Raw genomic sequence first — 25,867 nt, 5'->3', positions numbered from 1 at the left:
GTAATTCATTATATTCTATTGGAATATTATGATTTATTTTTTGATAGTTTTCATGTAATTGTTTTATTTGTAGTGCTAAATTAGCAAGTTCATTTTTAGCTTTATTTAGTTTTTCATTTTTTATTTTTTGACTAATATTTTTTGCCTGAATTGCTAATATTTTTGTTTTTTTTGCAGCATATATGGCTTCATAATATTCTTTATTATTAGCATATATATATGCTTTTAATAATAGATTTTGAGCATCAGATATTTGTTGTTTGGCATATATTAAAGCATTATGATATTCTGCATCTTTTACTGCTGATATTGCTTCTTGTCTTGCTATTCTCCATTCTTTTTGTTCTTTGCCTATTGGTGTTTTTTCCCATAATTTTTCGAGTTGTTCTTGAATAGAATGTTTGATATTTTGAAATGATGGCAAAGAAAACGCTGATGTGGCTAATGTATATAAAACAATAGCCAACACGATAAGATATCTGTTGATATAGATAATTTTTTTTTGCTGCACCTATTTAGCCAGAAGATTGTTGATGATATGATCTTTTATCCACTTGTCGTCCCACCATTCTGTTGGATTTATAAAGACTCCGTGCACCATCATTGCATAGTGCAGATGGTCGCCGCCGCTGAGACCCGTTGAATCGGTAGTGCCAATTATTGTCCCACGTTCCACCCTGGCTCCAACGGCTGTATTGATTGATTCAAGGTGTCCGTATAGACTGGCAAGCCCAAAGCCGTGGTCTATAATGATTGCGTTTCCATATATACCGAGATATCCGGTAAAAATTACCTTGCCTGAATTGCCTGCCCGGACAGGGAATTGTGCGAGGGCCGCTATGTCAACGCCCATATGATGTGCTTGTGATATCTCTTTGCCGTTGTAAAAATAATGGCGCTCGTCCGCGAAGCCAGCCCTCTTGGCCCCTGGCGGCCTTATAAATGCGCCCTGCCACATGATCTTTGGAGAGCTTTTCAGGCATATGTTTTTTATCTCCTGGTCGTTTTCGGTTCGTAATTTGCTGTTCACTTGCAAGAATATATTGAGAGGTGTTCCGGTCAAGTCTGGGTACCTCGCAGTGAACTCGGGCATTTTTTGTTCAAGGAAGTTGTCGCTGATATTGATCCGATCCACCTTAGGCGCCATGTAGTGGATTTGATATGGGAATCCGGTCTTGGCCACATTTCCCGCTGTGTCTACTGCTTCTATATATAATTTGGGCCGTGGGACATCGAATGGGATGGCTATGAGGGCTGAATATTCACCTGCACTGCCTTGCGGTCTCGGGTATGCCGGGAAAAATATATCATCTACCCAAACGCCTGTTCGTGATATATCCTTGTTGACCTTGTAAGAAACTAGACCAGCGCCGCCCGATATCATATTGTGTATTGTGCTAAGTACGGTTATCGACGGCGGTGTGACGTCTATGACGACTTCAGACTGGAAAGTCGTTTCATTTCCATTAAAGTCATTTCTCCACGAGGCGTCCCTTGCGGTTGCCCTCAAAATGGCCTTTCCCTGATGAAGACCCATGGCAAGCGGCGCCACTTGCCATGATACGATCTTGTCCTTGATGCTAGTTCCTTTCCACCAGCTTATAACCGGGAATCTTTTTGATTCGAGTGTTACCACTTTTTTGCCTTGAATGATGGAGGCTGTTATCTCCCTAATCCCTCTGCCGGAGTCATGAAATCTGAAGCTGATAACTGCCTCCCTGCCGATAACTCGAGGGGCCGAGATGGCGTTGATCTCAGGTGGGGGGCCTTTCAACATCATTGTCGAGACAATTGTTCCTGCCAGAAGGATGGCGGCTAATACTGCACAGGAAAAATATATGAGAAATTTACCCATATTACCTCTTGGATCACAATTTAATTCCTCTACCATTATAGCCGTTCATGGCCTTTTCTAATCCCTCTTTTATAAAACATATAATACCCTCAAGCGCCATCGTCAGTACATCCTGCAATATCTTTATCTCGTCTCCTCCAAAAGGTGATAATACATAGTGATCTATTGGAGCGCGGTCTTTGGGGCGTCCTATGCCGATTTTCAGCCTCGGAAATTGATTTGTCCCGATTGATTCGATGATCGATCTTATACCGTTGTGTCCACCTGCGCCACCCCCCCTTGAAAACTTGAAGGTACCAAGCGGCATGTCGATGTCGTCGTGTATGACCATCATGGCTGGCGGTTCAATGTTATAATAGACCAGCATCTTTGCCACGGCATCTCCGCTTTTGTTCATATAGGTAAGCGGCTTTAAAAGGACTATAGGGCGCTGTTCGATGATGCCCGATCCTATTTCGCACGTGGTCTGTTTGAATCGTTTAAAGGCTATACCATAATTCGACGCCAAGGCATCTAGCGCCATAAAGCCTACATTATGGCGGGTCATGGCATATTGAGACCCAGGATTCCCCAGGCCGGCTAACATGATTTTAGACACTTTAAGGATCGTTTAAGTACGCACCATCAGTTTATGTGACTCCCCCCTCCTCATATAAGGAGGGGGCTGGATGCCTTATTTGTTTTCGGTCTGAGTGGTTGTAGTTGTCTCCGCTGCTGCCTCGGCCTCTGTCGTTTCGCTGGCCTTTTCCTCAATCCCTGCGCCTACTATGGTTATAAATGCTGTCTTTGGGTCTTCCATGATTCTTACCCCGGCAGGGGCTACTAGATCAGCGGCGTGTATCGCCTCGCCGAGCCCTAAGTCAGACACATCGACCAAGATCTCCTTTGGTATGGACATCGGAAGACATGATACCTTTACTGTGCGTTTGATGATTTCAAGGATGCCATTTTCTATCTCAACCCCCCTTGCCTTGCCTGTGATTGCAATGGGTACGTCTACCCTTACCTCTTCATCCATATAGACCTCGTAAAAGTCTATGTGACGGATGCGTTCATTCACTGGGTGGAGCTGCAATTCTTTGACAAGGGCCAATCGACTTGCTTCATCACCGCCAGCTCCTCTGAGGTTAAGTGAAAACAATATCTGTTCCCCCTTGGAGGTCTCAATAATCCTGTTGAATCTATGTGCGTCTACAGACAACGGAACGGATTTGTTCTTCGGCCCGTATAATACGCCCGGGAGCCTCCCCGCGCCGCGCAGTTTTCTCGCCACCCCCTTCCCAGTCTCGTCACGCATTAATGCATCCAAAGTCACCTGTTTCATCTTGTCAATGCTCCTTTTAACTATACAAAGAGTAAACTTACCGAATCATCATTATGTATACGTCTTATTGCCTCTCCTAAAAGACTGGAGACAGACAGTACCTTTATCTTGTCGAACTTTTTGGCCTCTTCATTCAGGGGGATGGTGTTGGTCACCACCAGTGAGTCGAGCACCGACTGCCTTATGCGTTCTATGGCTGGTCCGGAAAGTACAGGGTGTGTTGCACAGCCGTGCACGCAGCTCGCCCCTTGCGCCATAAGTGCCTCAGCAGCCTTGCAGAGCGTGCCAGCCGTGTCCACCATGTCGTCCAATATAACGGCAGTCTTGCCTTTTACATCGCCAATTATGTTCATAACCGTTGCCTCATTGGGCCTTTCCCTTCGTTTATCTATAATGGCCAAACCGGCCCCAAGCCTTTTGGCGAAAGCCCTGGTCCTTTCCACCCCTCCTGCATCAGGAGATACCATCACTACCTGGCCCTGAATATTTGTTTTGAGATAATCGAGCAATACAGGGGCTGCAAATAGATGATCAACCGGTATATTAAAAAAACCTTGTATCTGGCCGGCATGGAGATCCATGGCAAGAACCCTCCTTGCACCAGCAGTTGTTATTATATCAGCCACCAGTTTGGCAGTTATCGGTACCCTAGGCGCCGCCTTTCTATCTTGTCGCGCATAGCCGTAATAGGGAAGTACGGCCGTGATTCTCCTGGAGGAGGCCCTTCTCAGCGCGTCTATCATGATGAGGAGTTCCATAAGGTTGTTGTTGACAGGAGGACATGTGGATTGGATCACGAATACATCGGCCCCCCTTACGTTTTCCCCTATCTCTACAAATACCTCACCGTCGCTGAATGTCTTGACCGTGGCCCTTCCCATCGGCAGTCCAAGATAGTCACATATCTCTTGAGACAGTTTGGGATTGGAGTTCCCACTGAATATCTTGATATTATTGACCGGCATTTGAAGACACCCCATTAATGGTTGAAATCAGTTACTGGGGTGGGAGGATTCGAACCTCCGAATACGGGTTCCAAAGACCCGTGTCTTACCGCTTGACGACACCCCAATCGATAGTTTGTCATGTTAAAATATCTTTAATGTTTAGCCCAAGGCCTTGGTCAAGTATATGCGCTGATTGTCTCTGACGACCAGGCCTGAGGCAGCTGCCTTGGCCTTTTCTGCTGAGGAGAAGACCCCGAAGACCGTTGAGCCGCTGCCAGACATAAGAGCGGTCTCAGCCCCCAACTCCATGAGCCGATTCTTTATGGCCTTTATTTGGGGATAAATGGGAGTCACGGCCATTTCGAGGTCATTAGTCCATCTCCTGACATGCAAGGCTAGCTCGGCGTCAAAAATAGTGTCAAGAGGTCGAGTTGTCAACTCAAAATGCTCATAGACCCATTTTGTGCTTATACTAAAACCGGGCCAGACCAGGAGGTAGTGAAACAGCGGGATTTTGATGGCCTTAAGCCTGTTCCCGACCCCGGTTCCTATTGCCGATGCCGCATCATGCATAAAGAAAGGGACATCGGCACCAAGCCTACAGCCAATACCATTGAGATCGTCGCTGTTCATGAGGCCCCCTGACAGCTTGTTCAATCCCTTTAAGACGGCTGCTGCATCGCTGCTCCCGCCGCCGAGGCCGGCGCCGATTGGGATTTGTTTTTTTAATTTTATGTAAACCCCATAGTCTATGCCAGTATAATCCAAAAATGCCTTTGCCGCCTTGAACGCCAGATTGTCTTCCATGCCCGGCAGGTTGTCATCACTACATTCTAAACAGATGCCCCTTTCTTTTTTTGATATGGCCAGTGTTATCTCGTCCCATAGACTGATCTTTTGAAAAATAGTAACGATGTTGTGATACCCGTCCTCTCTCTTTTTTATAATGCGCAGAAACAGATTTATCTTGGCAGGGGCCTTTACGGTGAGGTTGTCCATCGGGGTATGTCTATTGCCTTGAGGCGTTCACAAATCGCAATTGCAGGTCAAAGAGTATGCTCTCCAGGAGCCTCTTTTCGTCATCTTCAAGATTGCCAGTAGTCTTGTCGCGCAACATGATAAGCGTATCTATCACATGTTTGGCGAGGGGTATGTCTTTGTCTTTTTTACCAGAGACAGGGTCGGGGATCTCGCCTAGATGCAGCAATGCCGATGTATTAAGTGAGAGTACAAAGGTTGAAAATGTGACCCTTGGGAGGGGGGTTGATTTTTTGGGACCGGTCTCTCCCTGGCTTCGGTTGTTTTGTTGGTCATTGTGCCGTTCGGTCGTTGAAGCTGAATCGGATGGGTCAAGCCTGTCTTTTTCCATATCCGCCTCTCTAGTCATAGGTTTGTTTAAACACCCATATGCATACACATGTCTTTGGATTCTGGTTTGCTGGCCAATTCCAATAAGATAGACTTTATAATGCCAAAGGGTTATAATAAAAACAAGATATAATAAAAAATATGTAATGGATAAAGAGAAGGTGTGATTATGAATTTTTTTTTAATGGGAGGGACGGGTTTTATTGGTACCCACCTGACAAGCTATTTATTGAAAAAGGGTCATGAGGTTACAGCACTTGTCAGGCGTCCCGTAAAGGCAGAGGAATTTCCGCCTGGCGTATCTATAATCCAGGGTGACCCTTTGCATGCAGGTAGCTGGCAGGATGTGGCATCGCAGAGAGATGTGATAGTAAATCTGGTGGGAAAACCAATCTTGACCAGATGGACGGATGAGGCGCGTGAGGAGATACTCGAAAGTCGTGTGCGTTCCACCCGTTTGGCAGCCGATGTTGCATTAAAAAGAGGTCCTGGCATAACACTCATAAATGCAAACGCCGTAGGCTACTATGGGGACGGAGACAGAGATGCGGTATTTACTGAAGAATCAGCCTGCGGTACAGGTTTTCTTGCGGAAGTGACCATGAAATGGCAGGAAGAGGCGATGAGGGCATCAGAAAATGGGGCAAGGGTAGTTGTGGCCCGCTTAGGTGCAGTGCTAGGCATGGGTGGTGGGATGCTCGCCCAGATGATCCCTGTGTTCAGGCTTGGGGTGGGAGGCCGCCTTGGAGACGGAAGGCAGTGGTTTTCTTGGATACATATCCATGATCTCTGTCGAGCCGTACTTTTTATTGCTGCAAACAAGAAAGTGTCCGGTACGGTAAACATGTGCGCTCCGAATCCTGTCACTAACATGGAATTTACAAAAACCCTTGCAGGCATCCTTGGTCGCCCAGCCATCCTCCCTGTGCCTGGGTTTGCCTTGAGGCTTTTTATTGGTAATGCGGCTGATGTGGCGCTCAAGGGGCAGAGGGTCGTACCGGCAGTACTTGAGAGGGAAGGTTTCGCCTTTGATTTTCCGACGATCAAAGATGCCCTTGAAGACCTTTTGGGAAAATGCTATGGAAGGCGGTAGGTTTAGTCTCTGGAGAAGATAGCCTCTGCAAACTCCTGTGAATCAAAAGGACGCAGGTCTTCCATGCCTTCACCTATACCTATAAAACGTATAGGTATCCGCATCTGGTGGGCAATGCTTATGACGATCCCGCCCTTGGCTGTTCCGTCGAGCTTGGTGAGCACTATGCCTGTTACGCCAGCAGCTTCCTTAAACAGTTTGGCCTGGGAGATAGCGTTTTGTCCTGCCGTAGCATCCAATACAAGCAATGTCTCATGAGGGGCGTTCGGTATCTTTTTTGCTATCACCCTCCTTATCTTTTTCAGTTCTTCCATGAGATTGACCTTTGTATGGAGCCTTCCGGCCGTATCTATAATGATAACGTCTGAATCCCTTTTGAGCCCTGCCTCAATGGCGTCGTAGGCTACGGCTGAAGGATCGGCGCCTGTCTGGTGTTTTATTACCGGGATGCCAGTTTTCTCCCCCCATGCCTCGAGTTGTTCGATGGCTGCTGCCCTGAAGGTGTCGCCAGCGGCGAGCAGGACCCTTTTTCCATCTTTTTTTAGCTTGTAGGAGAGTTTAGCTATGGTGGTGGTCTTGCCTACGCCGTTTACGCCAACGATTAAGATCACAAAGGGGTGCGCCAGCTCCAAATTCATTGGTGGGGCGTCAACCTGCAAAAGACCCGAGATTTGTTCTTTGATGCGCTCTCTGAGCACATTGGGGTCGCTCAGCTCGCGCTTTTTTACCTCGTCTCTGATCCTGGTGAATATTTCTTGGGTTGTGGAAACGCCTATATCGGCTGTTACAAGCACCTCTTCGAGCTCATCCAGGAGTTCAGGGTCTATCTCCTTTTTACCAAGGATCAATTGATCGATCTGGTGTACAAACCCTTGACGGGTCTTGTTCATCCGTTCCTTGAGTCTGCTAAATAGACCAAGGCTGGGCGTTTGACTTGTCTGGGTAAGGTTTTCTTCCTGGGTTGCATCTGTCTTTTTACAGATCACCGTTGTTTCTGACTGAGCAGGCTCTGTGAAATCCTTAATCCCTTGCGCCTCAGTGGCGTTGCCGACGTCGCCCAATCCCTCAGGTTCGGTCTGTTTGTCCCAGTTTTTTATCCTTTGCAGCCATTTTTTTATCATGAAGATCTCGATAGATTTATCTCGTGTCCACCCCCTTGCCGCCTTTTATCAGATATATTAGTTTTTAAAAGGGATCTGCTAAGGCTAAGATGGAATAACTTTGATATTAACGTAACTCTGAAATATAGCAATATATTTAAGAATTAATTAAAGACGATTTTTAGGGGTCTTATATTTAAGATCAAACCGAATGGGGAATGGGGGAGAGGGCCGGTGAACAAATCAGAGATCATAGAGGCGTTGGCTCAAGAGGCAGGCCTAAACTACGGTGTGGCTGAATTTGTAGTGAACGAGGTCTTTACCGCCATAACAGAGGCCCTCATAGATGGAGAGGGTGCGGAGGTGCGCGGTTTCGGCAGTTTTGTGGTCAGAGAGTATAAGCCATATACGGGTAGAAATCCGAAGAGCGGCGAAAAGATCCCGGTTGGACCTAAAAAGTTACCCTTTTTTAAGGTAGGCAAGGAGTTGCGGGAAAGGGTCATAAAGAATTGGGACAAAAAGGCATGACTGGTCAGTAATCAGTATTTAAATACCACCGGCTGTTCACCAGCCGCCTTCGTCTCTACCCGACCTATAATAAAGGCCTTCTCACCGACGACTTGGCTCTGGAAAACGACGTCCTGGGCTTCGGCCTCTGGAACGATCAAGATCATACCTATCCCATAATTAAATATGTGCATCATCTCTTCTGTCTCAATGCCACCCTTTTTTTCTAGGAATGAAAAGATAGGTGGGACCGGCCAGCTTCCGATATTTATTACAGCCTTGCATGAATTCGGGAGTATGCGCGGGATGTTGTCTTGAAAGCCGCCGCCGGTCATATGTACCATTCCATTTATCTTATGCTGTTTTAACAGGTGCGCTATGGTTGTGGCATAAATACGCGTTGGGGTCAGTAATAATTCACCCAGGGGTCTGTTGCCCAATTCAGGGATGTTGTCCGATATTGAAAGCCCTAAATCATCAAAACATATCTTTCTTACGAGGGAGAATCCATTGCTGTGCAACCCGCTGGAGGAAAGCCCGACAAGGATATTGTCCACGCTGATTTCAGAGCCATCGATAATCTTGTCGCGCTCGACAACGCCTACAGCGAAGCCAGCCAGATCGTATTCATTGTCGGCATAAAATCCGGGCATCTCGGCTGTCTCGCCGCCAATAAGGGAGCAGCCGGCTATCTTGCAGCCTTCCACAATGCCTTTTATTACGCTTATCGCGACATCTGGCGCGAGTTTCCCTGTTGCGAAGTAGTCCAGAAAGAAGAGGGGCTGAGCGCCGCATACAATTATGTCGTTTATACACATAGCCACTAGGTCTATACCTATAGTGTCGTGTATGTCAGACATAAACGCGATTTTTAATTTGGTGCCCACGCCGTCTGTAGAAGAGACCAAGACTGGACTTTGGTATCTTGCAGTATCAATGGCAAAGAGACCTGCAAATCCCCCTATCTCGGTGAGCACTCCGCGTTTGAAAGTGGAAGAGACGAGCGGTTTTATATTTGATATAAATTCATTGGCCTTATCTATATTTACGCCAGCCAAGGTGTAATGTGATTTATTGTTCAATGTCCCACCTCGTATATGTTAAAAAACAAACTATTAACTAAACGTTATGGCGGGTAAAGTCAATCTCGATTTGTTGCCCTGATATCTTTTCTCACGCTGTTACATACAGCAAATATGAAAATGCGGCGTTTTTTGAAATCAAAAGACAAGGCTTGATTCTTTTTCAGGCAGATGCCCATTTAAAATTTAGAAGGATTGTTTTATGATGAGTTTGATCCATGTTTATTGTAAGAGGGGTTGCACCCTCAAACTCCTTAGAATTCGAAGGGGATGTTAGATATTGTTGGGTATTGATCATCCGATTGATAAAAAGATCGAATGGGCACAAAAAATTATGAGGACCGTTGGATCCGTGATTTTGGAAGACACGGAAATCTCAGGTCTCATTGAAGGCTATCGAGTTGCTATCAAAGATACCTGGAGCGCGATGTCGGAGGCCGGGGTGTCGGCCCAATGCATGGACTGTGCCATAAATGATGGTGGAAGCTGCTGCGGCAGGGGTATTGAAGACCGATTTGACGCCACATTGCTTCTTATAAACCTCTTTATGGGGATCCGATTGCCGACCGCCAGATTTGACCAGACCGGATGTATGTTTCTTGGCGAGAGAGGCTGTCTGATTGCCGCCCGCCATTTGATCTGTGTAAACTATATCTGTAAAAGGCTCAATGAACGGATTGCCAAAGACGCCATTATGCGTGTTAAGGAGAAGATAGGGAGGGAGGCAGTGGCGGGTTTCGCCCTAGAAGAGGCGTTGAAGAAATGGCTGATTGGACATGGATTCTGAATAAGATATGGAAACGTGTAACGGGCTGGTAGCCTGTCGGCCCTTGACAATTTTGTAGGGTGTCAATGCATGGTTATGCAAGGCAGTTGTGATTTTAATGATGAAAGGTGGATGGGCAAGGCGCTGGAGCTGGCCTCCCGCGCCTTGTCAAATGGGGAATTTCCTGTGGGATGCGTCCTGGTCTCCGGCGAACGGGTGGTTGGAGAGGGTATGAGGCTCAATAGCAAGGGGGGCAGTGCAAATGAGCTGGACCATGCGGAGATCATTGCGCTCAGAGATTTGGTAAGGAGGGAGGCGTGTATTACGGCTGCCGGCTGCGGAGATAGGCATGATTTGACCGCATACAGCACGCTTGAGCCGTGTCTTATGTGTCTTGGGGCATTGGTTCTTAACGGCGTAAAAAGGATTGTCTTTGCCTATGAAGATGTAATGGGGGGGGCCTGCGGCCTTGATCTGTCTACATGCAATTCAGTATTTTTGGTCTCACGTGCAGAAGATCCTGTCAGATTTTATACCGAATCTTTATATAATAGAATGGCCCATGTCAAGGTCATAGGCGGGGTCAGAAGGGACGAAAGCCTTTCGCTTTTTAGGGCATTTTTCTCTGATCCGGCAAACAGCTATTGGAGGGGCAGTTTGTTTGCCGCCTATACGGAGCTGCCGAATAAATAGAAAGATGGACCTGATGCGCCGTACCGTTGAATTCAAGCCTGACACCAGAAACGTCTTCCTGCATATTCTAACAAGATGCAATCTGAAATGCCGTCATTGTTACATTAATCAAGACGAGCATGGCGCGGACATCCTTGATGCGGATACTATAAAAGAATGGCTAGGTTTATTCGTCTATAAGCCAGGTAGGCCGCAATCCGCCTTAAATCACATAAATTGGGCGGATAAGACCAACTTGATCTTTCTGGGTGGGGAACCAACCTTGAATCAGGCCCTTCCCTTGGCGATCAAAGAGGCCAAAAGGCTTGGTTACGGTTCCATTACGGTGGATACGAACGGTTTTCTTTTTTACGATATCCTGGATAAGATAGGGCCTGATGAGCTCAATTACTTGAGTTTTAGTTTGGATGGTTCATGTCCGGAGGTCAATGACCCCATCCGTGGCAGTGGTGTGTTCAAGATCTGTACCGCCGGTATAAGAAAGGCCGTTTCAAGGGGCTTCAATGTAAGTGTTATATTCACAGCGAGTAGAATGAATCTCTATGATCTGGCAAATATGCCAGGGCTTCTTAAAAGATTGGGCGTCAAGCGTTTTTTCATCCAGGTGATAGGCATCAGGGGCAGGTCGTCCGAGGTCGATTCTAGAACAGTGTCGCTTCAGTTTGAGCGTAACGAATGGGAGCAGGTGATGCCGCGTGTTGCTGTGGCTGCAGCCAAGATGGGCATCCATGTTACTTATCCAAAGGTGTTTTTAGGGCCGGATGAGCCTTTCATATGCGCAGGCGTGGCCGCCATGAATTATTTTGTATTTCCAAACGGCAGGGTATACCGTTGTCCGCTCTGTGAGGACTACCCTGTGCATTCATTTGAGATAAAAGGCGGACATCTCCTTGAGAGGCCGCCTCTTACCGAAAGAGAGCTGTTTCAGCTTACGATACCAGAGGGGTGCGTATTCAACCGCATTCTTCATCCAGGCAATATCCAATATGACGAGAAGGGAAGACCTGTCTCACGTATAGCTTGCTGCATGCTCAAGGAGGAGGTCCTGCCAGAAGGTTTTGCAGATTAACATAGCGATGCATAAGGCCTTGGGCCATCATGATATCTTCGGTCTCCTGCCATGCCTTTTTATCTATTCTGCCGATGGGGCCTTTGCCGTTCTGCGGCAGCACCAAACTTCTTGTGGCCGCGAGCTGCCTTTTGATGATCTCTATTGGCGTTGTCTCGTCCATCTCATGGATGGCCTTCGCTGCATCCTGTTCATGCCCCTTTGAGAGCGCCTCCTGCCAGCCTTTGATCACGGCTTGGGTAAATTTTTTTACCAGCCCTGGTCTTTTTTTATATAATTTTTCTGAGGTGATAAGCGAATTTGCCACGAAACTCACACCAAACGCCGCTGGGTCAAAAAACATAGGCTTGGCCCCATTTTGGATCATCTTTTCAGCGAGTATTATACCCTCTACATTGCTGTAAACAGGCCACAAGTCGGCTTCGCCCCTCCAGAAAGGGCCATAGTCCTGATGGACTGCGTAGGTTTGTATATCATCCTTGCTGATATCATACCGGGCGATGAGCGCCTTGAAGATCGCCTCATCGTTTCCGCCATAGGTGATACCGATTTTCAGGCCTTGCAGATCCTTTGGCGTTTTTATATGTATCCTTGACGAATTGTAGATCCATTTGAGCGGATTTTTCTGGAATATCTGGGCGATGACCACTATGTGCGCCCCCTTTTCGCTGGCCCTCAATACCTGGTCGGCCGATGCCACGCCGAAGTCGGCCCGACCGAGCTCTAAATCCCTTATTGCGTCGTGTTCGAGCCCACCTTCTTTTAATTCTACATTCATCCCTTCTTTTTTAAATATACCGCTCTGTTTGGCCCATATCTCACCTGCAGCGCTGACGTTGGGAAGCCACTTCAGTCGGCAGACTATCTGCTCTACCGCCCTATTGCCGGTTTTTTGTCTCCGTCCACCATTTTCTGATGAGCATCCAGAAAGACCGAGGACCAGAATAATTGATGTGATTACAATACCTGCAAACCCTATAAGGCTGGGGTATGTTTCAGTCCTCATTCGGCGGCTACCCTGTGTCCCCTTGGACCTTTGCTGTTATTACGGCCCCTATCGTTTCTATTACGGACAGATACATGGATGAACACAGCCCGATCAGAAAGAGGGCAAGGAGTATATCTGCAAGATTGTCTTGATACAGGGCCTTTTTTATTTCATAACCTATTCCATGCGTCGCGGCAAGGAATTCGGCCACAATGGTACCTACCATGGCCATTGTGCCACTTCCTACCAGAACGGTTATGAGCTTTTCGATGTTTTCAAAGATCCGGATCCCGAGTCTCAACTTCCAGTTCATTCGACCTGTTTCGTTGAAGAAATGTTCGACATCCTCTACGGGCTGAGAAAATATGCCAAGAAGGCTTAAGAGTAGGGGGAAATAACAGATAAGGGCAGCGATGAGGAGTCTCGATGCCAGGCCGTCCCCCAAAAATATGAATATAATGGGACTGACTGCTACAATCGGGTAGGCCTGGAGGTTGTATGCCGCAGTCTTGGTGACCGCGCCTATTGTGGAGCGGAGGCTCCCTACGAAGCCCACCGTTCCGGCAAGGAGGATGGCTGCAAAATGCCCTTCGATTGCCACCAGGAGGGTGTCCAGCGAGGCCATGAGATAGTTCGGTCCGTCATCCCTTGCTGCCCGAAGTAGATCAATGGGTGCTGGTATAAGATAGTCAGAGAGACGCATGGCGTATTTTGCAGTCCACAGAAGCCCGATGGACAGGCAATAGATGATTATGAATTGGATTAGGCGGCTGAGCATCTTCACCTTGTTGAATCTTCTCCTGCACTTGCAGCTCTTAATATCTCATATATCTTTTTTTGGACCATTTCGTCCGATGGGCTGCGGTTGGCCTGCTGGTCAAGGCCGCTTATTTCGATAAGACCTGTCGCACCGTCGGGCGCCTGGGGCAATACGAATATGGTCTTGGAGAAACGCGCTACTTCTATGGCATTATGAGAGATATAGAGGAACATTTTTTTTGGAAATATATGTTTCATGGATCCAAGTATCCCATATCTGGTCGGTTCATCCACGTTGGCGAGTACTTCATCGGTAATAAGTAAGTCAAAGTCTTGCACGAGGTAGCGGATGAGGTTCGCCCTGTTTCTTTGGCCCATAGATAGGGATGTGAATCTGCGGGAGAGGGACTCTTTGAGGCCATAGTCACTTATAAGGCCTTGAAGGAGCTTGGCGTATTTATTATCGGCTATCTTCTTGAAGTGGTCTCCTATCGTAAGCCATCCAGGCAATCTCTCAGAGTCATGGGCGTAGAGTATTCGGCCAAGGTCGGTCTCCACCCTGCCGCTTTCCGCGGTAAGTCCATTGCTTAAAAGTCTTGCAAGTGTGCTTTTGCCTACTCCGGAAAGCCCGAAGAGAGAGAAAAACCCAGGTCCTCTTAGGGAGCAATTGATTCCCTTGAAGACATGAGTCGGTACCCCGGGATAGGAATAGGAAAGGTCTTTACATGTAATGTACATAGGGGGAGTGGCGCATCATGCCCCTTACCAAGCCGCAAACCTTTTATTTTTTCTTTTTTCAAGTGTCTTTTTAATTTGGTTGTTCAGGATATCTTCCTTTAACCTCAAGCTGTTTGATTCCACACCGAATATTGCCTGCTTGAGGTACTCGAAACCAAATTGCATAAGGGCAACGTCATCTTCGAGTATTTCCTTTAGGATCTCATCTTTCACAATATATGTATTTAAAAAACGGCTTTCAAAGACAAATGCCCTGAAGCGCTCCATGTTTGTCGTCACCATATAAAATAGCTGTCTAGCCTTCGGTGGCATCTCAGTCTCCTCGCCGAATGAGCATTTGCGTAGGAGCAGCTCGAGCCAACCTCTGTTCATCGAGTCATAGAGATCGGCCTCTTGATCTCCTCTCCACGCGTCAACCGTCCATTCTGTCTGTTCTTTAAAGCCATGGCAGTGGCTTTCTTTGATCAGAAAGAAGAACTCCTCCCCTTCAGATGCCCCTTTGTCCTGCTTGAGACTCGCGATGCCTATCGGGTAATACCTGCAGCATACAGGTCGATCGGTATATACCTGGCAGCCGTCAGGGGTTACAAATGGGCACTTGCCGTCTTTTTCAAGCATCTTTAAACGTGCTACAGGGACACCCGTTTGGGCGAGTATTTCAGGCTGGGCATAGAGGTGCAAAAAGAGATTAGAAGGCATGCCGAGTCTTTTTTTGAGTCTGATGATGTCATAAGGCGTAAGGATTATATTCATATTGCGGCAGCAATGCGTAAAACAAGACACACCAGGGTGGCAGCGGAATCTGAACGTATCTTTTTTTTCAAGACGTACCGGGTCTATCACGCTCCCCAGCTTTTCTCTTTTAAGCGCCATATCAGCCTTTTTTTTGGCCTCTGAAATGTCCATAATAGTCATCCCGGATTGTTTTTTAGAGACTTAGATATATCTTTTTACCTTAGTGCATGATGCATGGCTTGGCAACGCCAGATTCATCTGATGATATAACACGCTTCAGGGTCTCAAGCTCATCTCTTGTGTTGGCGCTCTTAAGGCATGAGAGATCAGGGCAGAATCTTTTTATGTCTTCGGGCGGCACCTCATGCCTTGGTATATTTGTAAGGAATTTTTGAAGACCCAACCGGTTGTGTCTGATCGAATGTTCGATGAGCGGGATAAGTGATCTGTGATATATTGCATGTAGCGGCTCAATCCTGCCCGGTGTCTTTGGGATGACGACAGGGGCCCAGGTCTCGATACACCACATCCATTCTATGAGTCCTGGGTTTAAGAGCGGCATATCGCAGGCAGTGATAAAGACCCTGTTGCCATTTGCGCTTTTGAGTGCGCCCAATATCCCGCCTATCGGGCCAGTGTTGACCACGGCGTCTTTTATGATCGGTAGGCCCAGATATTTATAGGACCCAGTATCATTTGAGACGATAAAAATTTCATCCGAAACGATGCGGGCCGCCGATATGACGGCATCTATGACATTTCCGCCCAGCCAGCGTGCGAGGGCCTTGTTGTCTCCGAAGCGGCTGCTCCTGCCCCCAGCAAGCACAGCCATGGTTCTGAATCCACATTTATGTCCATAAGGTTTTTTGGGCATCTTAATCATACCTTAGGCGTTTTTGTAAGGAATCCAAAAATGATTGCCAATTCAGTTTTGATGGCGTTGTACAGGCGCCTTGTTTAAGGTAACGGCCTATTTTAAACTGATTGTATAGGCTACCTTATTAATCAATCATCTTTTTTGCAAGTCATGGTCTCTGTCATCGGAGTCTGGCAAAGAAATTTTTTGAAATTCTTTGTGATCAGCCTAATTTTTATCTATAATGGCGATCCAAATAAGGCTCTTTTTTTTGGTCTTCTGTTCAGTTACCGTATTTTCCCCTTGACAATTCCTGTGACTGTGAATATAAAACAACTACAGTACTGAAGAGTAATTCAGTAGTTGACAGGTAATGTAATTTTGGCCGTCAGGGATGTCGAGATCATCAAATATGTATGGCCGGTCTCTAGTCCGATCTAATTTTGGGATCCGGTATATAACAAATTAAAATGTCGAAAGGAGCAAGAAGATCATGGCGTTAGTCAATCCACACGGATCGAAGAAAAAGCTTATGCCGCTTTTGCTTACGGGTAAGGAGCGTGAAGAGGAGATAAAGCGTGCTGACAAGATGAAGAGGGTCGATATAACCTCCAAGGAGTCAGGAGACATATTGATGCTCGGGATGGGCGCCTTTACCCCCCTCAATGGATTTATGTGCAAGGATGATTATGAAGGCTGTATAGAGGAGATGAAGCTTCGCAAGGTTGACCCAGGGACCATGTGGCCTCTGCCGGTTACACTTGCTGTTGACGAAGAGACTAAGAAATCCCTTAAAGTTGGTGAAGAGGTTGCCCTTTATGACAAAGAGACAGGGGACCTGATGGCCACAATGAAGGTTGAGGAGACATGGGAGCCTGACAAGCGCAAGGAGTGCGAGCTCTGCTTCAAGGGCGCCGGTCCTGACTCAGAGAAGTTCTGGGAGGTTGCGGAGGCGGATCATCCAGGTGTACAGCAAATAATGAATTCGGGCAAGTATTATGTCGGCGGCCCGATCAAGGCCCTTTCTGAAAAGGATTTCAGGCAGAAATACGGTGACGCCTATATGCATCCGGCTGTCGCAAGAAAACTTTTCGAAGACAAGGGTTGGAGCCAGGTGGCTGCATTCCAGACCAGGAACCCGATCCATCGTTCACACGAATATCTATGCAAGATAGCCCAGGAGGTCCTTGACGGCGTATTCATACATGCCCTTGTTGGCAAACTCAAGCCAGGCGACATCCCTGGCGAGAAGCGTATGGAGTGCTACAAGGCGCTTCTTGACAACTATTTCAACATGGAGCGCACTGTCCTTGGCGTGTATCCATTAGAGATGCGCTATGGCGGCCCGAAAGAGGCCCTGCTCCACGGCATCTTCCGTCAGAACTTTGGCTGCTCACACCTGATAATCGGCCGTGACCATGCCGGTGTCGGTGACTTCTATGGTCTGTTTGAGGCCCAGGAGATATACGACAGGCTCTGGCCGGGTGCCCTTGAGCTTAAACCCCTGAAGATCGACTGGACCTTCTGGTGCAAGAAGTGCGGCGGCATGGCCTCTCTCAAGACCTGTCCTCATACCAAAGAGGACCGCGTTGTTGTCAGCGGCACCAAGTTCCGCCGCATGATGAGCGAGGGTGGGGAAGTACCGCCTGAGTTCAGTCGTCCTGAGGTGCTGGCCATCTTGAGGGATTATTATCAGAATCTCGAGACCAAGGTAAAGATAAAGAAGGGTGCGTTTGAGGAGCTTAAGTAATTGCAAGTGGGCTGTTGTGTGTGCATACAGGGAGGGGATGGACCCCTTCCTTATAAAAATTTTGGTTAAGAAAAATTAAAAAATAAAAGTCAGGAGGTAATGTTATGCCAAGCTTTGTCAACCCGGAAAAGTGTGATGGTTGCAAGGGCGGGGACAAGACAGCATGTATGTACATCTGCCCCAATGACCTCATGGTCTTGAACCCGGATGCCATGAGGGCCTACAACCAGGAGCCGGATCAGTGTTGGGAGTGCTATTCTTGTGTCAAGATCTGCCCCCAGGGCGCCATCGAAGTGCGTCACTATGCCGACATAGCCCCGATGGGTGGTTATGTTCAGCCCATGCGCGGTACCGATTCCATCATGTGGACGGTCAAGTTCCGCAACGGCAATATGAAGCGCTTTAAGTTCCCGATCAGGACGACCGCAGAGGGTTCGATCAAGCCCTATGCAGGAAAGCCTGAGGGCGGCAATCTCGACGATGGTCTTCTGTTTACCGAAGCAGGCAAGAAACTTGCCACGCCAGCTGACTACAAGTAGGTCGTCCGCTTGATTAGTTTTTATTAAAAAACAAAATTATTTTTTATAAGGAGGAAGATATGGCGTTACCTAATAAACCAAATTGGGAACTCCTGGCTGAGCCGGATCTATCCAAGGTCCCGGTTGTTGAGCATGAATATGATGCCCTTATTGTCGGTGGTGGTATGGCTGCTTGTGGTGCGGCTTACGAGATAGGCAAATGGATGCCAAAAGGTTCCAAGGTGGCCTTGGTTGACAAGGCGGCGTTGGAGCGTTCCGGTGCAGTTGCGCAGGGTCTTTCAGCCATCAATACATATATCGGGGAGAACACACCTTCCGATTATGTTCGTATGGTAAGAAATGACTTGATGGGTGTTGTGCGTGAGGATTTGATCTTCGATTTGGGCCGTCACGTGGATGATTCCGTTCACCTCTTTGAGGAGTGGGGTCTCCCCGTCTGGAAGAAGAAGGGTTCTGAGGGCAAGAAGCTGGTCGAGGGTGGTGAGCCTGTCCGTACCGGCAAGTGGCAGATCATGATCAACGGCGAGTCATATAAGTGCATAGTGGCCGAGGCGGCAAAGGCGGCCCTTGCTGAAATGGGTTATGATCTGTTCGAACGTATCTTCATCGTCAAGTTGTTGCTGGATGCCAACAAGCCCAACACCATCGCCGGTGCGGTTGGCTTCAGCGTCCGTGAAAACAAGGTTCATGTCTTTAAGGCCAAGGCGATTTTGGTGGCCTGCGGCGGTGCGGTCAACATCTTTCGCCCGCGCACCACAGACGAAGGCAAGGGTCGCGCCTGGTATCCCATATGGAATGCCGGTTCCACCTACACCATGTGCATGCAGGTCGGCGCCGAGATGACCATGATGGAAAACCGTTTCACCCCATCCCGCTTCAAAGATGGCTACGGCCCGGTTGGTGCGTGGTTCTTGCTCTTTAAGGCTACTGTCACCAACGGCAAAGGTGAACACTATATAAAGAGCGACGCCGCCAAGGCCGAGCTAGCCAAATATTCTCCATATGGTCAGGCTGCTGTCACGCCGACCTGTCTGCGTAACCACCTCATGCTCTTTGAGATGAAAGAGGGCCGTGGCCCCATCTTTATGGACACAGCGGCCGCCCTTAAGGCCTTCCTCGAGGAGAAGAAGGCGTCCGGCATGGACGAAAAGGAGCTCAAGAAGTACTGGAAAGAGCTGGAGAGCGAGGCATGGGAGGACTTCCTTGACATGTCAGTCGGCCAGGCCGGTCTCTGGGCGTCTATGAATATAGAGCCCGAGAAGGTCGGTTCCGAGATCATGCCCACTGAGCCTTACATGCTTGGTTCACACTCAGGCTGCTGCGGTATCTGGGTGTCCGGTCCAGATGAAGACTGGGTCCCGGCTGATTACAAGTGGGGCTATAACCGTATGACTACAGTCAACGGTCTCTTTACTGCAGGTGACGGCGTAGGTGCATCCGGTCACAAGTTCTCATCAGGTTCTCATGCAGAAGGTCGTATCGCGGCCAAGGCCATGGCCAAGTATATCCGTGACAATGCAGGCTTCAAGCCCACCCTCAAACAGTCTGCCGATGAGCTCAAGGCCGAGATATATAAGCCAGTAAAGGTCTATTATGAGAACTATCAGAAGACCACGCACGAGATGGTCAACCCCAACTACATCAAGCCCCGTCACATGATGGAGCGCTTGATGAAGTACACAGACGAGTATGGCGGTGGTTGGTCACCATACTACATGACAAACGGCAAGCTCCTTGAGATCGCCATGCATCACCTCCAGATGCTCCGTGAGGACTCTGACAAAATGGCCGCAGGCGGTCTGCATGAGCTGCTTCGCGCGTGGGAGAATCTCCATCGTATATGGTGCGTCGAGGATCATCTCCGCCATATCCAGTTCCGTGAGGAGAGCCGTTATCCCGGTTTCTACTATCGCGGTGACTATAACAACGTCAGCGACACTGACATGGATCAGGGCGGGTGGAAGTGCTTCGTCAACTCCCAGTACAATCCCGAGACCGGGGAGTGGAAGACCTTCAAGAAAAAGCTTCACAAGATTATAGCTGATTAAGAATGGATCTTTTTGTGCTTGTAATTGAGAGATCTATTGATTAGATTAAACATCCAGGCGCTGGTCTGAACCGGCGCCTGGTATTTTTTCCTTGTGTTTCGGCGTCAATCCGTGCTCGGCGTATTGGCTGGTTTTCCCCAGGCAGAACGCGGATCACTGGCTGGCGATGTCGGCAGTGCCAATTAAAGAAAATTAAAAAGGAGCGGGCAGATGAGTGGAAGCATACTCGTGGTAGGCGGTGGCTTTAGTGGGCTGACAGCCGCCGTTGAGGCCGCTGAAATGGGCTATGATGTCTATTTGGTAGAAAAGGAGAGTTATCTAGGCGGGAGAGTGGCTCAGCTTAACAAGTATTTCCCGAAGTTATGTCCACCAACATGCGGTCTTGAGATCAATTTCAGGCGGGTTAAAACCAATCCAAGGATCATCTTTTACACACAAGCTGATGTGCGTTCGATTTCAGGCGGCCCTGGGGATTTTAAGGTTGAAATCAACATAAATCCGCGCTACACCGCACCGCAGTGCAATAACTGCAAGCCAGGGGAGGCGGTTGCGACAACTGAGCTGCCCAATGAATTCAATTTCGGCATGGATAGGCATAAGCCAATCTATATGCCGCATCCGATGGCATTTCCAAATCAGTGCGTAGTAGATTCATCGATTGTCGGGTCCGATGAGGCAAAGAAGATTAAAGAGGCGATGCCACCGGGCCATGTAGACCTTGAGCAGAAGTCTGAGATGGTGACATTGAATGTAGGGGCCATAATAGTAGCTACTGGTTGGAAGCCATACGACGCTACTAGAATGGACAGGTTGTGTTTTGGCAAGTATCCAAATATCGTCACCAATATGATGATTGAGAGGATGGCTTCTCCATCTGGACCTACAGGGGGCAGGATACAACGTCCATCTGACAAGGCAGAGCCAAAAAGTGTTGGTTTCGTGCAGTGCGCTGGCTCCCGTGACAAGGATCACCTGCCTTATTGTTCTTATATCTGTTGTATGGCAACCTTGAAACAGGCCCTCTATCTCAGGGAGCAGTCACCAGATACCGAGATCTATATATTTTATATAGATATACGTTCTCCGGGCATGAAATATGAAAAATTTTATAAAAAGGTAAAGGAAGATAAAAAGATACATTTTATCAAAGGTAAGGTGGCCGAGGTAAAAGAAGGTTCATCGCCAGGGAATATTATACTCGTCGCTGAGGATACAATCGGTGGTGGCAAGATCGAGCAAGAGGTTGAGCTTGCAGTGCTGGCGACTGGAATGCAGCCTACGGGCGCCTTTGATCCGATCCCGGGCATTGAATATGATGCCGACGGTTTTGTTGTGTCAAAAGATGGGATTATACCTTGCGGGTGCGCAAAAAGGCCGATCGATGTGGTTTCTTCAGCGCAGAGCGCGACGGCGGCGGCATTAAAGGCTATACAGACGCTGGTCAGGAGGGCAGGCTAATGGCAAATAAGATTGGACTTTACATATATACAGGGGATGGTATTGCCGATGCCATTGATGTGGAAAGGCTTGTGAAATTGGCATCGGGCGAGCTCAATGTGCCGATAGTCCGTACGCATGCGGATCTTTATTCGCCGGACGGCGTGGCGATGGTTGAAAAGGACATTAAAGATGAAGGCATAAATGCCGTGGTACTGGCTGGCATATCGCCAAGATATGAGTATAAGGCATTTGATTTCCCTGGGGTATTGCTTGAAAAGGCAAGTCTCAGGGAGCTGGTCGTCTGGAGTCACAAGATAGCCCCTGACGACGAGAAGGCAGATGCCAAAAAGGAGCATATACAGGAACTGGCCGAGGATTATATCCGCATGTCTGTTACGAGGCTGACCAAGGCCCAGCTACCGACTCCTGACAAGCTTGAGAATCCCAGCAGGCGGATATTGGTGATCGGTGGCGGCGTAACGGGCATGACTGCAGCCATCGAGGCGGCTGAAGCCGGCTATGAAGTTACAATTGTTGAGAGGGAGGCCGAGCTTGGTGGATATGCTGCAAGGCTTAGAAAGCAGATCCCTCTTGGTCCAAACTATTCCGAGCTTGTCGCTCCAATAGTCCAGGATATGGTCGCAAAGGTCAAGGCTAACAACAAGATACAGGTAAAGACTAGCACAGAGGTTGCCCGTATAGGAAATGCCCCAGGCCAGTACAGGGTGAGTTTTAAGGCTGCTGGTGCCAAGAGCGAATGGGATGCCCCTGTGCCGCTTACCCCTGAAGAAAAGTTGGATGCCAACGGTAAAGAGCTCTCGGCCGAAGATCAAAAGAAGATATATGCCGCCAAAAACGAGGGTCGCAATGATTACATGCAGCAGGACCCGAATGCCGAGATATTTGGTGCCGTTGTCCTTGCCTCTGGTTGGAAGCCTTATATACCAGCGGAAGGTGATTATCCGCATTTATCATGGGGGCATCCAAATGTCATTACAAATCACCAGCTTGAACAGATCGCAAAGGCAGGCAAGATAATCCGCCCATCAGATGGTAAAGAGGTAAAGACTATTGCATTTATCCAAAGTCCGGGTGGCAATAACGACGATGCTGACTTTCCTTATGCATCGGCTGTGACCAGTATGGTGGCCCTTAAGCAGGCTAAATATCTTCGCGAGGATCAGCCTCAGGATGGCCGTGCCTATGTATTTTATCAGCATATGCGCACCCCTGGACAGTATGAGTATTTTTACAAGGGTCTCCAGAATGACCCAGGCATATTTTTAACTAAGGGCTCTGTGACCGAGGTAAAAGACAATGGTGAAGGCGGCCTTACTGTCAATGTTGAGAATACATTGATTGGCGGAAATATCTCGGTTGATGTGGATATGGTCGTCTTGGCAACAGGCATGATTCCAACCACAAAAGATGAGGCGGTTATCAATCTTGCCTATCGCCAGGGTCCTGCCTTTAGGGATCTCGAACTCTTCGGCGGATACTGTGATTCAAATTTCATATGTTTTCCATATGAGACGAGGCGGACTGGTATTTATGCAGCAGGGCCTGTGCGCCGTTCAATGACAATCGAAGAGTCGATGGAAGATGCAGCAGGCGCTGCCTTGAAGGCCATTCAGGCGGTGAAGGCGGCCGAAGATGGTCATGCGGTACATCCGCGTACTTGGGATTTTGATTATCCTGATTTTTATTTCCAAAGATGTACGCAATGCAAGCGCTGTACGGAGGAGTGTCCTTTCGGTGCCCTTGATGATGACGAAAAAGGTACGCCGAAACCAAATCCAACCAGATGTAGACGTTGTGGCACATGTATGGGTGCATGCCCTGAGCGTATAATAGGTTTCAAGGATTACAATATCGATGTCGTCGGATCGATGATCAAGTCGATTGAAGTCCCTGATGACGATGAAGAAAAGTTGCGCATGGTAATTTTCGCCTGCGAGAATGACGCCTATCCGTGCCTTGATATGGCGGCGGCAAAGGGTTTGACCTGGTCGCCCCTGCCTAGAATCATCCCGGTCAGATGCCTTGGATCCGTCAATGTTGCATGGATCAAAGATGCGATGTCGAGCGGCATAGACGGTGCCTTGCTTCTTGGTTGTAAGTTTGGTGATGACTATCAGTGTCATTTTGTAAAGGGCAGTGAACTTGCAAATCGTCGGATGGAAAACGTAGCCGAGACGTTAAAGTCCCTTGGCATGGAACCCGAACGTGTTAAATTGGCGCAGGTCGCCATCGACGAATATGACGCCGTGCCAAAGGTGATCGATGAATTTGTCGAAGAGATTGTATCAATGGGACCAAATCCATTTAAAGGTTTCTAGGAGCAGGAGGTAAGGTAATGGCTGAGTATACGAAGGTACAGCCCGATCTGTCTTTTGTAAGAAACGTTATAGATTCGGGCGGGGATACGGTAAAGTCATGTTACCAATGCGCTACTTGTTCAGTGGTATGTCCGCTGTCCACCCCTGAGAGTCCGTTCCCTCGCAAGGAAATGCTTTGGACACAATGGGGCTTGGCCGACAAGCTCGCAGGTGATGTGGATGTATGGCTGTGCCATCAATGTGCGGATTGCACTGTTTATTGTCCTAGGGATGCCAGGCCAGGGGATGTGCTCGGGGCAGTCCGTGCCAGCGCTATTCGCTATTATGCTAAACCAAAGGCCCTTGCAGATATGCTTAGCAGCCCTGGAGGCGTCATAGGCGCAATAATTGCTGCTGCAGTGCTGGTTTTGGTAGTGGCTGCCGCATGGTCGCAGGTTACAGGTGAAGGCTTTCCGTTCCCTGAGGGAGACGTGGTGTACCACAAGTTCCTGAGTGTAATCCCCATTGATGCGATATTCTTATCTATAGCAGCTTTTGTGCTTTTTGTTTGCTATAATGGCGTTACTAATTTCTGGTTAGATATAAGCAAAGGGGCCGGTCTGCCAACATCTTATACCGGTTCAGTGCCTGTCCCACCGTTCGGTGTGCTTATTGGGAGGTATACCTGGCCAGCCATCCTTGAGATATTAAGCCATGCCCGTTTCAAAAAATGCGGCCAGACCGTCGAAAGGGCAAGGGGTCATTTGTGGCTACTCTGGGCCTTTATAATCCTGTTTTTGGTTACGAACTTTGTATTTATAGCAGAAGACCTGCTGCATAACGCCTTACATCTAATCGGCCCTGTAACCCCGATGCCTCTTTATCACCCCGTTAAGTTACTAGCCAACTTTGGGGCGATCTTGATGATAAGTGGTATCTGGCTTATCAAGACTATGCGCGATAAAAAGACAGAAGAAAAGGTGCTCAAAAGTTCATCTCAGGACTGGATACTTATATGGTTGATATTTGCGGTCGGTGCTACTGGTATAGCATCAGAAGTATTTAGGCTCATCAATGTGGCACAGATAGCATATCCGATATATGTCTTTCACCTTGCCTGCGTTGCCGTACTATTCCTGTCGCTCCCATATACAAAGTTTGGGCATCTTGTATATAGGACGACAGCTTATATCTTTAAAATGTGGGCGGATGACGTAAAGGCTGGGAAGGCTGGATTTGGCCTTGAGAAACCTATAGCAGTTGAAGAGGCCCATTAACTTATTTATTAGCCAATTTGGCAATGCATTAAAAGCGGCGTAAGATATGGTCTATCTTCGCCGCTTTTAATTACTTTATTAGATACCCTCTGCTATTTAAGCCAGGCGTCCAGGTCCGATCATTTATGGAGCAGTGGGGAGACCTGCGTTATTTCGTTGGATCCAGATCCAGTATGTAAAGACAAAGGAAGAAAGGCAAGACATGGACTTTAGAGATCTCGATATAATCATGTAATCTGCTTTACAGATATTGCTGTGCTGAGAGTGGAAAGACTTGCTTTTTTCAAAGAGCACGCTATTATACCCTTTTTAAGTCAGGGACGGCTGGCGTAGCTCAATGGTAGAGCAGCTGATTTGTAATCAGCAGGTTGCGGGTTCGAGTCCCATCGCCAGCTTTCAGTGTATACCGGTTTTATGGAGGGGTTCCCGAGCGGTCAAAGGGAGCAGACTGTAAATCTGCCGGCTCAGCCTTCGGAGGTTCGAATCCTCCCCCCTCCACCACTGATACATGCCCGAGGGTAGGGCTTTTGTGAGGGGGGAGTTAAAGCGGGAGTAGCTCAGTGGCTAGAGCATCAGCCTTCCAAGCTGAGGGTCGCGGGTTCGAATCCCGTTTCC

The 25,867-nt window shown here is 48.1% G+C and carries 25 protein-coding genes and 3 tRNA genes; 13 read left to right on the top strand and 15 right to left on the bottom strand.

Annotation, left to right across the window (positions count from 1 at the left end; translation table 11 throughout):
* From ACP5SG_RS05205 to ACP5SG_RS05170, 8 genes are all read right to left on the bottom strand, one after another.
* Positions 1 to 469: hypothetical protein (locus tag ACP5SG_RS05205; RefSeq protein WP_428122613.1), on the bottom strand; the 469-nt coding region annotated here is incomplete at its 3' end.
* A gap of 42 nt (positions 470 to 511) precedes the next feature.
* Complete coding sequence (locus ACP5SG_RS05200) at positions 512 to 1,855, bottom strand: M23 family metallopeptidase (RefSeq protein WP_428122610.1); 1,344 nt, start codon at positions 1,853 to 1,855, stop codon at positions 512 to 514.
* A 13-nt stretch (positions 1,856 to 1,868) separates the two neighbouring features.
* Positions 1,869 to 2,441 (bottom strand): aminoacyl-tRNA hydrolase, encoded by a 573-nt coding sequence (gene pth / locus ACP5SG_RS05195; RefSeq protein ID WP_428122607.1) that lies wholly within the window; start codon positions 2,439 to 2,441, stop codon positions 1,869 to 1,871.
* Positions 2,442 to 2,528: 87 nt separating this feature from the next.
* The gene (locus ACP5SG_RS05190; protein ID WP_424661128.1) at positions 2,529 to 3,179 is read right to left on the bottom strand and encodes a 50S ribosomal protein L25; all 651 of its coding nucleotides are present in this window, start codon (positions 3,177 to 3,179) and stop codon (positions 2,529 to 2,531) included.
* Positions 3,180 to 3,199: 20 nt separating this feature from the next.
* A complete protein-coding gene (locus ACP5SG_RS05185; RefSeq protein WP_237889444.1) occupies positions 3,200 to 4,144 on the bottom strand; it encodes a ribose-phosphate pyrophosphokinase in 945 nt (314 codons plus the stop codon).
* A 34-nt stretch (positions 4,145 to 4,178) separates the two neighbouring features.
* Positions 4,179 to 4,250, bottom strand: a tRNA-Gln gene (locus ACP5SG_RS05180).
* 35 nt (positions 4,251 to 4,285) lie between these two features.
* Positions 4,286 to 5,125, bottom strand: coding sequence for a 4-(cytidine 5'-diphospho)-2-C-methyl-D-erythritol kinase (gene ispE / locus ACP5SG_RS05175; RefSeq protein ID WP_237889452.1), 840 nt, complete (start codon positions 5,123 to 5,125; stop codon positions 4,286 to 4,288).
* A gap of 10 nt (positions 5,126 to 5,135) precedes the next feature.
* Positions 5,136 to 5,495 carry a DUF1844 domain-containing protein gene (locus tag ACP5SG_RS05170; RefSeq protein ID WP_237889454.1) on the bottom strand — a complete coding sequence of 120 codons (360 nt, stop codon included), beginning with the start codon at positions 5,493 to 5,495 and terminating at the stop codon, positions 5,136 to 5,138.
* A 168-nt stretch (positions 5,496 to 5,663) separates the two neighbouring features.
* Here ACP5SG_RS05170 and ACP5SG_RS05165 point away from each other — a divergent pair, with 168 nt between their 5' ends.
* Positions 5,664 to 6,587, top strand: coding sequence for a TIGR01777 family oxidoreductase (locus ACP5SG_RS05165; protein WP_428122593.1), 924 nt, complete (start codon positions 5,664 to 5,666; stop codon positions 6,585 to 6,587).
* A gap of 2 nt (positions 6,588 to 6,589) precedes the next feature.
* Here the strand turns inward: ACP5SG_RS05165 and ftsY are convergent, their stop codons facing one another.
* Positions 6,590 to 7,708 carry a signal recognition particle-docking protein FtsY gene (gene ftsY / locus ACP5SG_RS05160; protein WP_237889464.1) on the bottom strand — a complete coding sequence of 373 codons (1,119 nt, stop codon included), beginning with the start codon at positions 7,706 to 7,708 and terminating at the stop codon, positions 6,590 to 6,592.
* Positions 7,709 to 7,921: 213 nt separating this feature from the next.
* On the opposite strand from ftsY, the gene ACP5SG_RS05155 reads away from it, so the two are divergent.
* Positions 7,922 to 8,215: an HU family DNA-binding protein gene (locus tag ACP5SG_RS05155; protein ID WP_237889466.1), complete on the top strand. Its 294-nt coding sequence runs from the start codon at positions 7,922 to 7,924 to the stop codon at positions 8,213 to 8,215.
* Positions 8,216 to 8,226: 11 nt separating this feature from the next.
* On the opposite strand, the gene purM is transcribed toward ACP5SG_RS05155, so the two are convergent.
* Complete coding sequence (purM, locus tag ACP5SG_RS05150; RefSeq protein WP_237889468.1) at positions 8,227 to 9,276, bottom strand: phosphoribosylformylglycinamidine cyclo-ligase; 1,050 nt, start codon at positions 9,274 to 9,276, stop codon at positions 8,227 to 8,229.
* 334 nt (positions 9,277 to 9,610) lie between these two features.
* Here purM and ACP5SG_RS05145 point away from each other — a divergent pair, with 334 nt between their 5' ends.
* From ACP5SG_RS05145 to ACP5SG_RS05135, 3 genes are all read left to right on the top strand, one after another.
* Positions 9,611 to 10,063: a hypothetical protein gene (locus ACP5SG_RS05145; protein ID WP_428122586.1), complete on the top strand. Its 453-nt coding sequence runs from the start codon at positions 9,611 to 9,613 to the stop codon at positions 10,061 to 10,063.
* Positions 10,064 to 10,138: 75 nt separating this feature from the next.
* Positions 10,139 to 10,735 carry a nucleoside deaminase gene (locus tag ACP5SG_RS05140; protein ID WP_424661124.1) on the top strand — a complete coding sequence of 199 codons (597 nt, stop codon included), beginning with the start codon at positions 10,139 to 10,141 and terminating at the stop codon, positions 10,733 to 10,735.
* 4 nt (positions 10,736 to 10,739) lie between these two features.
* Entirely contained in the window at positions 10,740 to 11,804 is a 1,065-nt protein-coding gene (locus tag ACP5SG_RS05135) for a radical SAM protein (protein ID WP_428122581.1), read from the top strand.
* Here ACP5SG_RS05135 and ACP5SG_RS05130 read toward each other — a convergent pair.
* From ACP5SG_RS05130 to mobA, 5 genes are read right to left on the bottom strand one after another with little or no spacing between them, the layout of a single operon-like run.
* A complete protein-coding gene (locus tag ACP5SG_RS05130; RefSeq protein ID WP_237889476.1) occupies positions 11,767 to 12,810 on the bottom strand; it encodes an ABC transporter substrate-binding protein in 1,044 nt (347 codons plus the stop codon). The genes ACP5SG_RS05135 and ACP5SG_RS05130 overlap by 38 nt on opposite strands.
* A 7-nt stretch (positions 12,811 to 12,817) precedes the next feature.
* Complete coding sequence (locus ACP5SG_RS05125; protein WP_237889847.1) at positions 12,818 to 13,570, bottom strand: ABC transporter permease; 753 nt, start codon at positions 13,568 to 13,570, stop codon at positions 12,818 to 12,820.
* A 2-nt stretch (positions 13,571 to 13,572) separates the two neighbouring features.
* Complete coding sequence (locus ACP5SG_RS05120) at positions 13,573 to 14,289, bottom strand: ATP-binding cassette domain-containing protein (RefSeq protein WP_237889483.1); 717 nt, start codon at positions 14,287 to 14,289, stop codon at positions 13,573 to 13,575.
* 24 nt (positions 14,290 to 14,313) lie between these two features.
* Positions 14,314 to 15,195 (bottom strand): YkgJ family cysteine cluster protein, encoded by an 882-nt coding sequence (locus ACP5SG_RS05115; protein ID WP_237889484.1) that lies wholly within the window; start codon positions 15,193 to 15,195, stop codon positions 14,314 to 14,316.
* Between the two features lie 49 nt (positions 15,196 to 15,244).
* Entirely contained in the window at positions 15,245 to 15,898 is a 654-nt protein-coding gene (mobA, locus tag ACP5SG_RS05110; RefSeq protein ID WP_237889486.1) for a molybdenum cofactor guanylyltransferase, read from the bottom strand.
* A gap of 475 nt (positions 15,899 to 16,373) precedes the next feature.
* Between mobA and sat the strand changes: the two genes are divergently transcribed.
* The 8 genes from sat to ACP5SG_RS05070 all read left to right on the top strand — a co-directional run bounded on the left by sat (position 16,374) and on the right by ACP5SG_RS05070 (position 25,753).
* On the top strand, positions 16,374 to 17,630 hold the full coding sequence (gene sat, locus ACP5SG_RS05105) for a sulfate adenylyltransferase (RefSeq protein WP_428122572.1): 1,257 nt from the start codon (positions 16,374 to 16,376) through the stop codon (positions 17,628 to 17,630).
* Positions 17,631 to 17,734: 104 nt separating this feature from the next.
* Entirely contained in the window at positions 17,735 to 18,169 is a 435-nt protein-coding gene (gene aprB, locus ACP5SG_RS05100) for an adenylyl-sulfate reductase subunit beta (protein WP_237889500.1), read from the top strand.
* Between the two features lie 59 nt (positions 18,170 to 18,228).
* Complete coding sequence (aprA, locus tag ACP5SG_RS05095; protein ID WP_428122568.1) at positions 18,229 to 20,217, top strand: adenylyl-sulfate reductase subunit alpha; 1,989 nt, start codon at positions 18,229 to 18,231, stop codon at positions 20,215 to 20,217.
* A 210-nt stretch (positions 20,218 to 20,427) separates the two neighbouring features.
* Positions 20,428 to 21,675, top strand: coding sequence for a CoB--CoM heterodisulfide reductase iron-sulfur subunit A family protein (locus ACP5SG_RS05090; protein WP_237889510.1), 1,248 nt, complete (start codon positions 20,428 to 20,430; stop codon positions 21,673 to 21,675).
* Positions 21,675 to 23,996, top strand: coding sequence for an FAD-dependent oxidoreductase (locus ACP5SG_RS05085; protein ID WP_237889516.1), 2,322 nt, complete (start codon positions 21,675 to 21,677; stop codon positions 23,994 to 23,996). Before ACP5SG_RS05090 ends, ACP5SG_RS05085 begins: the two co-directional genes overlap by 1 nt.
* Before the next feature lie 17 nt (positions 23,997 to 24,013).
* Positions 24,014 to 25,252 carry a quinone-interacting membrane-bound oxidoreductase complex subunit QmoC gene (gene qmoC, locus ACP5SG_RS05080; protein ID WP_424661824.1) on the top strand — a complete coding sequence of 413 codons (1,239 nt, stop codon included), beginning with the start codon at positions 24,014 to 24,016 and terminating at the stop codon, positions 25,250 to 25,252.
* Positions 25,253 to 25,575: 323 nt separating this feature from the next.
* Positions 25,576 to 25,647, top strand: a tRNA-Thr gene (locus ACP5SG_RS05075).
* A 21-nt stretch (positions 25,648 to 25,668) separates the two neighbouring features.
* Positions 25,669 to 25,753 (top strand) — tRNA-Tyr (locus ACP5SG_RS05070).
* The last annotated feature ends 114 nt before the right edge of the window (positions 25,754 to 25,867 follow it).

This window comes from Dissulfurimicrobium sp. (assembly GCF_049968175.1).
Taxonomy (GTDB): Bacteria; Desulfobacterota; Dissulfuribacteria; order Dissulfuribacterales; family Sh68; genus Dissulfurimicrobium; species Dissulfurimicrobium hydrothermale.
This window is presented reverse-complemented; position numbering and strand designations above follow the sequence as displayed.